Source organism: Paenibacillus sp. MMS18-CY102 (assembly GCF_009789195.1).
Lineage (GTDB): Bacteria > Bacillota > Bacilli > Paenibacillales > Paenibacillaceae > Paenibacillus_T.
On the sequence record NZ_WSTC01000041.1, the window covers coordinates 1 to 14,765 of the forward strand.

Here is a 14,765-nt window from a genome sequence, read left to right on the forward strand (position 1 = left end):
CATTGAGGGTTTCTGCGTGTCTTCTTTTTCGGGGCAAGGTCACGGTAGAACGTGCCCCCCCCCCCCCCCCCCCTGAGGAATAACCCCATATTAGAAACAACTCTCCAAACATCCTACTTTCACCCTGTTTGTGCTGGTTGAGGCATTATCTCGTATCACAAGCGAATCTAATATCAAAAAAAGGCTAAAACGACTAAGGCGCGCGGTTTGGAAGTAGTTTGTGGATTGCATGGAGGAATTTAACCTAAAATAAGAGCCTATACAGGAAAAAAAGACGAAGCCACCCTTTAACTATATATCTCTATATTGTAGAGTAATTTTACTATTTACATCTCATTTGCAAAATAAAAAAAACCGTTTTTCAGTAAAGATGGAAGTAAGATCAACCATCTACGAAGGAACGGTTCTTTGTACATTCAACATACCATGGACTAACTTCATCGACGGTCTCTTCAAATGGGAGGGCCTACCTTTGAGACAACCCTTTCCTTTTTAGACTAATGAACCCTTTTACAAAAATTAAGATAACTCCTATCATAACAAACACCAAGTATTGAATTGCTGATTTAATATTAGAAAAGTTTTCGCTACTCTGAATTAAGTCCAAGTATTGCTCTTCGAAACGCTCCAAATTACTATTCGAGGGCTGAAGCTCTCGTGCTTTTAAATGATATAGATCTGACAAATAACTTGATAAAATAAAGGCACTCATAAGCAAAACAGTTCCAACAATCGAGTATAAAAGAGCCCTTTTTAACTTAGGAGGTTGAGAGAAGAAGCTTTCAAATAAAGGTTGTACTTTAGGAAAAATAAGCAAATAAGTAATTACAAATAAAATTATGATTACTAAATTAACGCTCCACAAATAAAACAAACAAGCAAAAAAGCAATAACCAACAAAAAGATTCGCGTTATTTTTCATTATGCCCCCTTGAACGTTCATCTGAATCAATATTCCCTTTACTCATGTAGATTAACCCTCTTAAGAAAAAAGCATTACTTTCATCTTTAATTAATGTCAATTGTTCGTTTAAGAAGTTATCTAAAGACACTAATTCCTTAGATAACAAATCCTCTAATTTAAAATATCGAATGATCTTCGAAGCGACATAGGTTGCCTCTAACGAGGGGGAGTTATCATAGGAATTAAACTTAAATCCTCCCTTGGGGTGAATATATTGTAACACACTCTCCTTTATAATATCACTATCTACGTGGCTCCCTAAGTAGTACTGCAATACAAAGTATTGATATAACTGCTCGATATTAATTTCATTTATATTGTCTAGTTTGTATTGATTAAATAATGATTTGCTGCTTTCACTTCCTTCATACTGACCAAGTTGTACACCTAATATTTTTGCGGATTCAAACAATGCTGTAATAGACAATATATTAATTTCTTCTCCACTTAAGAGTTTAATTCTACTTAATAAATAACGCTTTGCATTATTTATTAATTCCTTGTCACCTAATACGATAATACTTTTTGAAATAATTCTGAACTTTAAATCTAAAAATGTATTGAACGAATCCGAATTCTCAATTTGAGTAAGTAGAGATGAATAATAGTTCTTAATTCCTGATAAATTAAGTTCATTAATCTGACTTAGTTCTCTGGCTATAAATAAACCATACATTGTTGTATTTTCATTAATGATCCCTTCTAGAGAATTCCAACCGTTATTAAAATAAGTACTTTCGAAATTAGATTCTAACTTCTCTTTCTCCTTTTCGTTTATTCTGCCTTTAAATATAACGGAGTATTTGTATAAAATTTCCAGACTAGTCCCCTCACCACTAAAATACTGGTCAAAAGAATAAAGTAACTTATCTTCCGTTATATTAATATTAATATCAACAGGAACTGTTGAAGATATCATTTTGATTTGATACCACATATGAGTATTTCTAAACAAATCTTTTGAATCAAATATATCTGTAGATAATCCTTTTATTACATCTTTGAATTGAATCAAAAGTTCTTCTGGAATAGTTTCTTTTAACATAATCAAGTAATATACGTGATTTATTTTACTCATATCTGAATCTAAAGCAGAATATTCATTGTTAATGTAATGTAGAACCTTTTTTTTATTCGGTATCTCCATCTTTAATAAATCATAAATTCTAATCGCCCATAGCGTTGAAATGAGTGGGTCTTTAATTTCATCATCACTAATAAAAGAACCATCGGATTGTTGTCGCGCTTTAAAATGACTATCAATATTCTGTTGGTATCTTGTCGGAACATTCGATTCAAGTTCATTATATATTTCTAGCTGAAATATTAGAGCATACTCTGGGGGTACCCCCTCTAACCACTCAGTATTCGCTTTATCAGTAGAATGTACAGGTTGAACAAGTTCTACAGAGTTCATCCAATCAATTATTTCACTTTTATGCGGGATTTTAATGTCTAGTTTGTTTAAAGTTTTAAGTGTCCACAAAGTTGTGTAAATACTCGGTTTACCATCTTTAAAACCAGCTATATGCCCGAGATCAGCATAACGCTGTTTTAAAACAGGATCCATAGCGGCAGCTTGCTGTCCAATTGATGAAGCGTTACTACACCCAGTAAGCAGAATTGCCAGCACTATCAGACTTAGTAGTCCTTTCACTTTTGCCACCTCTTACTTCGTTCTCTTCTAATTAGGTTCCCGACAACATTTAACGCAAATATACAGCAAGATGATCCTTTACTGCGAGGCGGAGATTCTCTACTTAAGGTCTATGTCCACTAAGCCTTAAGCCAAAACATCGTATGAAACAATCAAAAGCACCATTGGGTGCTTTTGATTATTTCATACCAGAAAGCTCTAAGAAGATGTATCTAAACCATGGTCTCCATTAGCGGTAACATGTTCATAAATATCTCCATCCGGAATTTTTATCCATCCACTAGCTACAACTGTAGCTGTACTGATTGTCCAAGAAGAGAAGGATTCACTAATACTTGTTGAAACATTTATCGCATTGCATCCATTTTGAGTGGCCTGCTCCTGATATGGCAATCCGCCCTCACTAAATCCAGCATATCTCGTTATGGAAGCCTTAGCATAAATTTTCATTTCAACATCATCACAGTATCCTCCGTCCCACACAGACGAAGCCCACCCAGAAAAATTAACAGTAGTTGTAGGTAAGTCAAACGAAATTGTTCCCTGGGATCTGACGTGAAACCCCCCTATCTTGGTTCCATCAAGATTCCAAGTCGTACTTGTCGGATTCGCCGCAAAAGCATTTGATGCGAAAGAAACCATCATAACTGACCCCAATAGCAATGCACCTATTTTTTTTCTCATAAAACTACCTCCTGTTTATATTATTTATTACAGAGATAATTGAAACACGATTTGCTTAATCAAGTAATATCTACGATATAACAATTTTGTTAGAACAATGAAATAATGTATTGAATGACCACCCAAATTGACCACAGCATCTCGTAGTGAATGCGAGAAATAGCCCCCACTTTATACACAAGATGAGGGCTATTTTTCGCAATTTAATCTATAAACACCAGACAATTCAGCAGCAATCAATCCACCCACAAAAGCTGTTTGTCTAGCACTCCCAGATCCTTTAGACCGGAAAGCTAAGGCACCTGCTCGAAGAGATACTGAAAGTACTAGAACCGATTCTTAGACTTAGCATCCGAAACCACTTGAACAGGAACAAAGAACACCAGTTTAAATTCGTGAAGAAAGTGGCGCTGCGCATAGAAAAATCCTCCTCTATTTAGCTTTTGAGGAGGATTTTTCTATGATGTGCTCAATGGGAAGGGGTGATGTACACCACCTCTTGCTTTCACGCAAAACGCACAGTGTGTAACACTGTGCGTTCCTAAATCTATTTTATAAAGCTATTCATGCCGAATCTGGCTCCGCAAATACCCATCGATAAACGCATCCAGATCTCCGTCCATTACAGCACCAACGTTACCCGTCTCCACCGACGTACGATGGTCCTTGACCATGCTGTACGGATGGAACACGTAGGAGCGAATCTGGCTGCCCCATGCGATATCAGATTGCTCGCCGCGAATCTCAGCAAGATGCTTTTGCTGCTCTTCGATTTTGCGCTCATAGAGCTTGGAACGGAGCATTTTCATCGCTTGCTCGCGGTTCTGGATCTGGGAACGCTGCGTCTGGCAGGCTACGATGATGCCGGAAGGGATATGCGTAATCCGGATGGCAGACTCCGTCTTATTGACGTGCTGGCCGCCTGCGCCGCTGGCACGGTACGTATCGACCTTCAGGTCTTCCGTCCGGATTTCAATCTCGATGTCATCATCGATTTCCGGCATAACGTCACAAGATACGAACGACGTATGGCGGCGTCCCGAGGAGTCAAACGGCGAGATGCGAACGAGGCGATGGACGCCCTTCTCCGCTTTGAGATACCCGTAGGCGTTATAGCCTTTGACCGAGATCGTTACGCTCTTAATGCCCGCTTCATCGCCTGGCAAATAGTCGAGCAGTTCGACCTTGAAGCCGCTCTTCTCCGCCCAACGCGTGTACATCCGGTAGAGCATCTGGCCCCAGTCCTGCGACTCGGTGCCGCCAGCGCCCGGGTGAAGCTCTAGAATCGCGTTCAGCTTGTCGTAAGGCTGGTTCAGCAGCAACGTCAGCTCAAAGTCGCTGATGCGCTTCACAAGCGATTCTACGCCGTCTGTCAGCTCAGACTCGAATGAATCGTCGCCTTCTTCCTCCGCCATCTCCAGCATCGTGGAGAGATCGTCATGATCCCCTGCGAGCTTCTCGTACTTCTCCACCGTCGACTTGACCGCGTTCATCTCGGAAATAACGGCTTGCGCCTTATCATTATCATCCCAGAAGTCTGGTGCCGTCATCTTCTCTTCGAAGTTGGCGATGATCTCTTGCTTAAGGTCTAAGTCAAAGAGACCCCCTGAGTTCTTGGAGCCGCTTCGCCATCTCACGCAGGTCTTGTTTCACCTTAATGTCTATCATGGTTATCGCTTCACCTCAATCTGTATGTTCCCGTCCTACACGTTATGCCGCATAGGCGCTGGACGTGAAAAGAAAGGCGGACAACGCCGAATGCCTCGAACGCGTCCGCCTGCCGTTAACTCACCGTTTTCTTACTTGCCGTGGCACAGCTTATACTTCTTGCCGCTGCCACAAGGGCATGGATCGTTGCGGCCAATACGCTCTGCATCATCCTTTTGAACCGGACGCTTCGCTGCTGGTTCCCCGCTGCCGCCGGACTCCGTCTGGCCCTTCGCCACTTCTTGGCGCTCAAGATTATTCTCGACATGCGCCTTCATAATATACTTCGTAATCTCTTCTTGAATGTTCTCGATCATTTCCTTGAACATCTCGAATCCTTCGAATTGGTATTCACGAAGTGGGTCCGTACCGCCGTATGCACGGAGGTGGATGCCTTGGCGAAGCTGGTCCATCGCGTCGATATGATCCATCCACTTAGAGTCAACTGCACGGAGTACGACAACCTTCTCGAACTCACGCATCGTTTCCTCGCCAATCAACTCTTCGCGCTCATCGTACAGCTGTTGCACTTTATCGAACAGCAGCTCGATGATCTCTTCTTTTTCCTTGCCCCACAGCTCGTCTTTCGTGATCGTGTCTTCTTTCAGCAAGTTTCCGTGTGCGTAATCTACAATTGCCTGCAGATCCCACTCCTCCGGAATATCGCCTTCGCAATGCGCTTCGACGATCCGTTCTACTACCGGCTTGATCATGTCCGTCGCGATTTGGCGAATGTTCTCAGACTCCAATACTTCGCGGCGCTGTTTATAAATGATTTCGCGCTGCTGGTTCATAACGTCATCGTACTGCAAGACGACTTTCCGCATATCGAAGTTGTTGCCTTCGACGCGCTTCTGAGCCGATTCAACTGCACGGGAAATCATCCGGCTCTCGATCGGTTGGTCTTCGTCAAAACCAAGGCGCTCCATCATGCCCATGATGTTCTCTGCACCGAAGCGGCGCATCAGCTCATCCTCGAGCGACAGGTAGAACTGGGACGAGCCTGGGTCGCCTTGGCGTCCCGCACGGCCACGCAGCTGGTTGTCGATCCGGCGGCTCTCATGGCGCTCCGTACCGATAATGTGCAAGCCGCCTGTTTCTGGAACTGCCTCGCCGAGCAAAATATCCGTACCCCGGCCAGCCATGTTCGTAGCGATCGTAACCGAGCCCGCTTGGCCAGCGCGCGAAATAATTTCCGCCTCTTCCGCATGGTACTTCGCATTCAGTACCTTGTGCGTAACTCCGCGTTTCTTAAGCATCTCGGAGACACGCTCTGAGTTCTCAATCGACACCGTACCGACGAGCACTGGTTGGTTGTTTGCGTGGCGTTTTACAATTTCCTCAACTACTGCCTTGAACTTGCCGTTCTCCGACTTGTAGACCACGTCTGGCGAGTCCTGGCGAATGTTCGTACGGTTCGTCGGAATCTGGACAACCTCGAGTCCATAAATCTTCTTGAACTCCTCTTCCTCCGTCTTCGCCGTACCCGTCATGCCCGCCAGCTTGCGGTACATACGGAAGTAGTTCTGGAACGTAATCGTCGCGAGCGTCATGCTCTCGTTCTGAACCTTAATCTGTTCCTTCGCCTCGATCGCTTGATGCAAGCCATCGCTATAACGGCGTCCCGCCATCAGGCGGCCTGTAAATTCGTCAACGATAATAACTTCTTCGTCTTGTACAACATAATCAACATCGCGGCGCATAATGAAGGTAGCCTTCAACGCCTGTTGAATGTGGTGGTTTAAAAGTACATGTGCGTGATCATATAAGTTATCGATGCCAAATGCACGCTCTGCCTTCTCGACACCCGCTTCAGTCAGCGTTACGTTACGCAGCTTAATGTCAATCGTAAAGTCTTCCTCTTGCTTCATGCGGCTAACGAACCGGTCAGCTGCAAAATACATCTCCGTCGACTTCGCAGCTTGGCCCGAAATGATGAGCGGCGTACGTGCTTCGTCAATCAGAATAGAGTCCACTTCGTCTATGATGGCAAAGTACAACGGGCGTTGTACCATTTGTTCCTTATAAAGAACCATGTTATCGCGCAAGTAGTCAAAGCCATATTCGTTATTCGTGCCGTACGTAATGTCGCAAGCGTAAGCCTCTTGCTTCTCTGCGTGCGTCAAGCCGTGCAGGTTACAGCCGACCGTAAGGCCGAGAAACTCGTAGACTTGGCCCATGAGCTGGCTATCCCGCTGTGCGAGGTAGTCATTGACCGTAATAACGTGAACACCTTTGCCCAGCAACGCGTTTAGGTAAACTGGAAGCGTACCAACGAGCGTTTTGCCTTCGCCGGTCTTCATCTCTGCGATCTTGCCGTCATGGAGCACCATACCGCCGATCAGCTGCACGTCAAAGTGGCGCATGCCGAGTGTACGCTTCGCCGCTTCACGAACCGTAGCAAATGCCTCCGGCAAGATGTCGTCAATCTCCTCGCCCTTCGCAAGGCGCTCTTTGAACTCCTGCGTTTTTGCACGCAGCGCTTCGTCCGACAGCCCTGTAAACTGTGGCTCTATTGCGTTAATTTGTTCGACCGTACGCATCAACCGTTTAACTTCACGTTCGTTCGCATCGCCAAATATTTTCTTCACTAATCCGAGCATCAGCAACCGCCCTACCTTTCATCGTACCCCGTATTCAAATACGTCATCTTGCCCGTCGCCGCCTGTCATCATACGGATTCATATGAGGGCGGGTACGCTTTCTCTCAATGCCTAAATTGTAACAGTTTGAGCACTTTGTCGCAATGTACTTCACAGTGTTTCCAGCATCCAACAGGTATTCCCTGCAATTAACGCAATAAAGCCCCTTCTCCAGCGGAAAAGGGGCTGCCATATTCAATGGGATATTTGTTGGTGCGTAATGAGCATTAGCGTTGCTCGATGAGCCCGTATTTACCGTCGCTACGCTTGTAGACGACATTCACTTCCTTCGTATCAGAGTTGGCAAAGACGAAGAAATTATGCCCAACCATATTCATTTGTAAAATCGCTTCCTCCACATCCATCGGTTTGAACGTGAACTGTTTCGTACGGACGACCTCGAAATCCTCCTCTTCATCTAATAGACGGACAGCTGATCCCGAATCCTTGAAGAAAGTGCGTAGCCCGCTTTCATTGCGGAGTTTGCGATTTACTTTTGTTTTGTGTTTGCGAATTTGACGTTCCAGTTTGTCCACTACCGCGTCGATCGAAGCGTACATATCCTCGCTCTTCACTTCAGCACGCAGCATGGCACCCGTCAGCGGTATTGATACCTCAACTGCGTGATATCCTTTGGTTACCGATAGGGTAACATTCGTTTCGGAGGTTTCTGGTGCTTCAAAATACTTTTCCAGGCGGCTAGTCTTCTTCTCGACGTATTCGCGAAGCGCTTCCGTCACTTGGATGTGTTGACCTCGAATATTGTATTTCATAGGGCACTCCTCCTTTACTTATTCTTATTATAGCACAGGGCCAGGCTGTAGAACATCTTTATTTTCAGTTATTTAAGAATTTTCTGAAAATTTTGTTGAAAGAAAGAGAATGCGCTTACTTTATTTATGGATTATGTAACTCCAATGTCGATTGCTGTCATAAAAAAAAGCAGAGTCGCTGTTACGCGACTCCGCCTTTAATAAGTGCTATTGCTGTTGGTTTACGTTGTTGTTTTTTTCGAATACAACGTGCCCCATAGTCCGCTGTTAACAGCGTTAACCGCACGAATTCGGAACGTATGCGTCGTATTCGGCAGGAAGCCCGTTGCTGTATAGCTCGTTACATTCCCTACATTGACGACTACGCCATCGATTTCAATCTCATAGCCCGTCGCACCTGCAATCGCTGCCCAGCTTAATGCCATAGAGGTGCTTGCAGCCGTGAACGTGATTGAAGCCGGTGTGCCTAGAATTGTGCGAGTCGGCACAGGCGAACTCCAGTCGCTCGTTCCGCTCGCATTCTTAGAACGGATTCGAACATTGTACTCCGTATCTGTTACTAAACCTGTCTTGGTATAGCTTGTTCCCGCAGTAGAAACGATCGTTCCATTAAAATCAAGCTCATAGTTTGTTGCACCTGCTACTGCCGGCCACACCACAGTAATCGACGTGCTCGCAGTTGAAGTCGCACCCGTAATGGTTGTTGGCGCTGGAATCGTTGGTTTCGCCAATGCAGTGCTCCAGAGGCTTGCATTGTCTACATTCAAGGCACGGATTTTATAAGAATGAGCTGAACCCGTAAGCAGTCCCGAATGCGTGTAACTCGTTACATTCCCTACATTGGTTACGACGCCATCAGCATCAATCTCATAAGCAGTTGCACCTGGAATGGCTGCCCAACTCAACGTCATATCCGTGCTGCCTGCAGCTGCGGCAAGCGTTGGCGTTGTCAGCAGCGTCTTCACCGTTACTGGCGAGCTCCAGTCACTGTTACCGCTAGCATTCTTCGTGCGAACGCGAAGCGTGTAACCCGTATCCTGTACCAAGCCCGTCACTGTCCGGCTTGTATAGTTTGCATAGCTAATGATTGATCCATTTACTTCTAGATCATAGCCGGTTGCACCTGTCGATGCTGCCCATGCCACGTTCAACGTCGTATTGCTTGGAGATACCGCGCTTGTAATCGTCGATGCTGCTGGTATCGTCGATTTGGCTAACGCCGCACTCCACAAACTTGCGTTATCTGCATTTAATGCGCGGATTTTGTAGGAATGGGAGGTTCCTGTTGCTAATCCCATGAACACACGATTCGTTAAATTCCCTACATTGGTCACGACACCGTCAGCATCGATCTCGTATGCCGTCGCGCCTGGAATAGCCGCCCAGCTTAATGCCATGTCCGTGCTGCCTGGTACTGCGGCGAGCGTCGGCGTTGTCAACAATGTTTTCACAGATACCGGTGCGCTCCAGTCACTCACGCCACCAGTGTTTTTGGAGCGAATGCGGAAGGTATAAAGCGTATCTGCCGTCAGGCCGCTTCTCGCTGAACTTGTGCCCGTTACCGCTACCGCAGTTCCGTTGATTTCTAGATCATATCCGGTTGCTCCCGTTACTGCCGTCCATGTTACGGTTGCCGTCGTGCTCGTTGCTGAAGTTGCGCTTACGATCGATGTTGGCGCTGGAATCGTGCTCTTCGTCAACACTGCGCTCCACAAGCTTGCATTGTCTGCATTCAGGGCGCGAATCTTGTAGTTATGTGCCGTTCCTGTCAGCAGTCCTGTATGCGTGAAGCTCGTGACATCGCCTACGTTCGTTACTGTGCCATCGGCATCAATTTCATAAGAAGTTGCACCTGTTACTGCCGGCCATGCCAGCGTAATGTCATTACTTGCCGATGTGCCTGCCAATGTCGGCGTAACCAACAATGTTTTCACCGTATATGGCGCGCTCCAGTCACTCACACCGCTTGCATTCTTGGAACGAATACGAAGCGTATATGCCGTATCCGGCGTTAAGTTAGACACCGGACGGCTTGTGTAGTTCGTGAACGAAAGAATAGATCCATTTACTTCCAGATCGTAGCCCGTTGCGCCCGCCGCCGCATTCCAATTGACTGTCAGGCTCGTACTGGTTGGCGATACTGCGCTTGTAATTGTCGTCGGTCCCGAAACTGTAACTTTCGTTACCGCATTGCTCCACAAGCTTGCGTTATCTGCATTTAATGCGCGGATTTTGTAGGAATGGGAGGTGCCTGTTGCTAATCCCGTGTGCACATAATTCGTTACATTCCCTACATTGGTCACGACGCCATCAGCATCGATCTCATATGCCGTGGCACCTGGAATAGCCGCCCAACTTAAGGTCATGTCCGTGCTGCCCGGCGTTGCAGTCAGTGTTGGCGTTGTGATCAATGTTTTCACCGTTACCGGCGCGCTCCAGTCGCTTACGCCACCTGTGTTTTTGGAGCGAATACGGAATGTATAAAGCGTGTCTGCCGTCAGGCCGCTTCTCGCTGAACTTGTGCCCGTTACCGCTACCGCAGTTCCGTTGATTTCTAGATCATATCCGGTAGCTCCCGTTACTGCCGTCCATGTTACGGTTGCCGTCGTGCTTGTTGCTGAAGTTGCGCTCACGATCGATGTTGGCGCTGGAATCGTGCTCTTCGCCAACACTGCGCTCCACAAGCTTGCATTGTCTGCATTCAGGGCGCGAATCTTGTAGTTATGTGCCGTTCCTGTTAGCAGTCCAGTATGCGTGAAGCTCGTGACATCGCCTACGTTCGTTACTGTGCCATCGGCATCAATTTCATAAGAAGTTGCACCCGCTACTGCCGGCCATGCCAGCGTAATGTCATTACTTGCCGAGGTGCCTGCCAATGTCGGCGTAGCCAACAATGTTTTCACCGTATATGGCGCGCTCCAGTCACTCACACCGCTTGCATTCTTGGAACGAATACGAAGCGTATATGCCGTATCCGGCGTTAAGTTAGACACCGGACGGCTTGTGTAGTTCGTGAACGAAAGAATAGATCCGTTTACTTCTAGATCGTAGCCCGTTGCGCCTGCCGCCGCATTCCAATTGACTGTCAGGCTCGTACTAGTTGGCGACACCGCGCTTGTAATTGTCGTCGGTCCCGAAATTGTAGCTTTCGTTACTGCATTGCTCCACAAGCTTGCGTTATCTGCATTTAATGCGCGGATTTTGTACGAATGGGAGGTTCCTGTTGCTAATCCCGTGTGTACATAATTCGTTACATTCCCTACATTGGTCACGACGCCATCAGCATCGATCTCATATGCCGTGGCACCTGGAATAGCCGCCCAACTTAAGGCCATGTCCGTGCTGCCCGGTGTTGCAGTCAGTGTTGGCGTTGTGATCAATGTTTTCACCGTTACCGGTGCGCTCCAGTCGCTTACGCCACCTGTGTTTTTGGAGCGAATACGGAATGTATACGCCGTATCTGCCGTCAGCCCGCTTCTCGTCGAACTCGTGCCCGTTACCGCTACCGCGGTTCCGTTAATTTCTAGATCATATCCTGTAGCTCCGGTTACCGCCGTCCACGTTACGGTTGCCGTCGTGCTCGTTGCTGATGTTGCGCTTACGATCGATGTTAGTGCTGGAACCGTGCTCTTAGTAATTTCAGCGCTCCATGCACTAGCGTTATCTAGGTTAACCGCTCTCACTTTATACTTATGAGACGTCCCTTCAACCAGCCCACTGTGTGTGTAGCTATTCACATTGCCCACATTTATTGTGTTACCGTCTGCGATTATTTCGTATGACGTCGCTCCCGGAATTGCTGGCCACGTCAGAGTAATATCCGTATTACTTGAAGTCCCACTTACCGTTGGTGTAGTAAGCAATACTTTCGTTGTGATCAGTTCGCTCCAATCACTATAGGACGCACTGTTAACCGCCCTGATTCTAAATGTGTGCGAACTATCTGATACTAGATTGTTTTTAAATAACGAGAGCGCTTGATCTACTGACTCTACTACGCCGTCGTATTCCACTTCGAACTTCTTAATGTTATTTGATGTAGCCCAACTGAAATTTAATGATTTGTTCGTCGCTACAACTGTTATGTTGCTCGGTACCATCGGACTTGCTGAGTAACTAAACGGAATGCTCCAAGTACCGCCAACCGCTCTCACTTTATAGGTATGTAACGATGCCGCTACGAGACCCGTTTGGGTATAGCTAGTGTTGCTCCCCACTTGAACGACTGCACCGTCAACTTCCACTTCATAACCCGACGCCCCAGCTACTGTCGTCCAATTTAAAGTAATGCTATCTGTGGTTGAACTCGCCGTAACAGTAGGTGTTGCAATGTTTTCTGGCAGGAACCCATGTGGTTCAGTATCGTTGTAATACCAATAATTCAAACGTGACTCGAAATCTACCACTTTCTTAGAGTCTGCATCGATTACATAATACATTGCTGGGTAAACTTCATATAATCTTGGAGTTGTATTGCCGTACACATCAGTAAACGAAGTATCGGGGACTTGCCCATCTATAGCAGTTGTTTTTACAATAAAGTAGCGTGTCATTGTTACTTTCACTCTAAATGCATGCGGTATGTATCCTGTATATTGCGAATAGTAAGAACCATACTCTACATTCTCTATTTCCCCAACATTAGAAGCGTCTGCGTGCTGTGTGTTAATAATAGAGATGCCTACAGCATGAAATGGCCTGTAACGATCCCAAATCAACTTCGTTAACTGCCCGTTGATCGTCACATCATTCGTCGTGCTTGCTCCTAGCTGGTATGTATTGTCTGCGCTAGAAAGGGACCATACTTGTGCTCCAAATGCTTTTCCTGGTTGGCTGATGATACCCGATGTTAATACAAGGGTACAAGCTAGCAATAGTGCAATAAAACGTTTCATCCAATATCCTCCTAAAATCTATAATTCAAATCTAGTTAAAACCCTCCATCCTCCTTCCATATATTTCTTATAATTTAGACAAATTGTTCCAGTTATCTCTTTGATCATAAAAATTCACAATTTTATAAAAATTAGATATTAAAAAACAAAAAAAAAAAAAAAAAAAAAAAAAAAAAAAGAAACCAACGTTTGAAAAAACGTTGGTTTCTCTGTATTCAATAATTCTATTTAAATGCAATAAACGAAAGCAATAATCATAGCTGAATTTACGCCGACGAAGGGGTTCGTTCAACAAATAAACGACCTTCATAATAATCCGATACATTGCTCTGTTTCCGAATAATAGAACAAATACGATCAATATCTTCCGACGAGATATCTGGATAGATTGGCAAGGTTAACACTCTCTCAGAGATATAGCGTGCTACGGGTGTATTATCAGCATTATACTTCCCCCGATAACATTCGAACATGTTAGTAAGCGGGTAGAAATACTTTCGAGCAACAATGTTCTCATCCGCAAGTACGGTGTGAAGTTCATCCCTAGTGCTACCAAATACTTTCTCATCAATTACCACTGGGAAATAAGCGTAGTTTGATTTTACGCCGTTTTGTACTTGCCTTAATTGCAAGCCTTTAATATCAGACAACCGCTCCATATACATTGCCGTCACCCATTTTCTCTGCTCGATATTATGGTCAATGTAACGTAGATTACATATTCCCATCGCTGCAGAGAATTCATTCATCTTCCCGTTCCCGCCACTAAATACAACACTTTCAGGGGACTCAATCCCAAAGTTTTTGATTTTATAGAGACGTTTTTTATATTCTTCCTGGGCAAAGGTCAATACTCCGCCTTCAATGGAGTTAAATACTTTAGTAGCATGTAAACTGAACATTGAGATATCACCATAGTTTCCAACTCCTTGACCATTACGCGTTATCCCGAAAGCATGTGCAGCATCGAAAATTACTTTAAGGTTGTATTTCTTAGCAACTCTATCAATTTCCTCAATATTACATATATTACCATAAACGTGGACAGGCATAATTGCAGATGTCTTCTCCGTAATAAGAGATTCAATATATGCTGCATCAAGCGTATGGTCATCCCACGTTATATCACCGAATACTGGAGTTAGCCCACGCCTAGTAATTGCATGAGTTGTTGACGCGAAAGTGAACGGGGTAGTAATGATTTCGCCTGACAACTCCAACGCCTCAATTGCCATCTCTAAAGCGATGTGTCCGTTCGTGAACAAGGAAACCTGCGGAACTTGAAGGTAAGTCTCTAGTTCCGATTCTAGTCTCGCATGCTTTTCACCCATATTCGTCATCCATTGTGTTTCCCAAATAGACTGAATTTCATTAATATACTCCTCAAAAGGGGGCAATGAAGATTTCGTCACATTAATTTTCAATGGAAGCCCTCCTTAAATT

Annotated in this window: 8 protein-coding genes; all 8 read right to left on the reverse strand. The window is 45.1% G+C overall.

What is annotated here, in order from left to right:
• Positions 1-466 precede the first annotated feature (466 nt).
• The 8 genes from GON22_RS22530 to GON22_RS22565 all read right to left on the reverse strand — a co-directional run bounded on the left by GON22_RS22530 (position 467) and on the right by GON22_RS22565 (position 14,746).
• Positions 467-922, reverse strand: a complete 456-nt coding sequence (locus GON22_RS22530; RefSeq protein ID WP_160398362.1) for a hypothetical protein — start codon at positions 920-922, stop codon at positions 467-469.
• Positions 912-2,630, reverse strand: a complete 1,719-nt coding sequence (locus tag GON22_RS22535) for a hypothetical protein (RefSeq protein WP_160398363.1) — start codon at positions 2,628-2,630, stop codon at positions 912-914. Before GON22_RS22535 ends, GON22_RS22530 begins: the two co-directional genes overlap by 11 nt.
• Positions 2,631-2,819: 189 nt before the next feature.
• Complete coding sequence (locus GON22_RS22540; RefSeq protein WP_160398364.1) at positions 2,820-3,305, reverse strand: hypothetical protein; 486 nt, start codon at positions 3,303-3,305, stop codon at positions 2,820-2,822.
• Between the two features lie 560 nt (positions 3,306-3,865).
• Positions 3,866-4,973 (reverse strand): peptide chain release factor 2 gene (gene prfB / locus GON22_RS22545; RefSeq protein ID WP_160398365.1). Its coding sequence is split into 2 segments (ribosomal slippage): positions 3,866-4,900 and positions 4,902-4,973, totalling 1,107 coding nucleotides; the frame shifts between segments, so codons are not numbered across the junction.
• A gap of 131 nt (positions 4,974-5,104) precedes the next feature.
• Positions 5,105-7,615, reverse strand: a complete 2,511-nt coding sequence (gene secA, locus GON22_RS22550; protein ID WP_160398366.1) for a preprotein translocase subunit SecA — start codon at positions 7,613-7,615, stop codon at positions 5,105-5,107.
• A 266-nt stretch (positions 7,616-7,881) separates the two neighbouring features.
• The gene (gene hpf, locus GON22_RS22555; protein WP_160398367.1) at positions 7,882-8,427 is read right to left on the reverse strand and encodes a ribosome hibernation-promoting factor, HPF/YfiA family; all 546 of its coding nucleotides are present in this window, start codon (positions 8,425-8,427) and stop codon (positions 7,882-7,884) included.
• Positions 8,428-8,648: 221 nt separating this feature from the next.
• Positions 8,649-13,322, reverse strand: a complete 4,674-nt coding sequence (locus GON22_RS22560; protein ID WP_160398368.1) for a fibronectin type III domain-containing protein — start codon at positions 13,320-13,322, stop codon at positions 8,649-8,651.
• Positions 13,323-13,588: 266 nt separating this feature from the next.
• Positions 13,589-14,746 (reverse strand): DegT/DnrJ/EryC1/StrS family aminotransferase, encoded by a 1,158-nt coding sequence (locus GON22_RS22565; protein WP_237179307.1) that lies wholly within the window; start codon positions 14,744-14,746, stop codon positions 13,589-13,591.
• Between the last annotated feature and the right edge of the window lie 19 nt (positions 14,747-14,765).

Coding starts and splice junctions, on each gene's coding strand:
- GON22_RS22560 (WP_160398368.1), bottom strand. CDS start 13,322: ATGAAACGTTTTATTGCACTATTGCTAGCTTGTACCCTTGTATTAACA.
- GON22_RS22530 (WP_160398362.1), bottom strand. CDS start 922: ATGAAAAATAACGCGAATCTTTTTGTTGGTTATTGCTTTTTTGCTTGT.
- secA (WP_160398366.1), bottom strand. CDS start 7,615: ATGCTCGGATTAGTGAAGAAAATATTTGGCGATGCGAACGAACGTGAA.
- GON22_RS22540 (WP_160398364.1), bottom strand. CDS start 3,305: ATGAGAAAAAAAATAGGTGCATTGCTATTGGGGTCAGTTATGATGGTT.
- hpf (WP_160398367.1), bottom strand. CDS start 8,427: ATGAAATACAATATTCGAGGTCAACACATCCAAGTGACGGAAGCGCTT.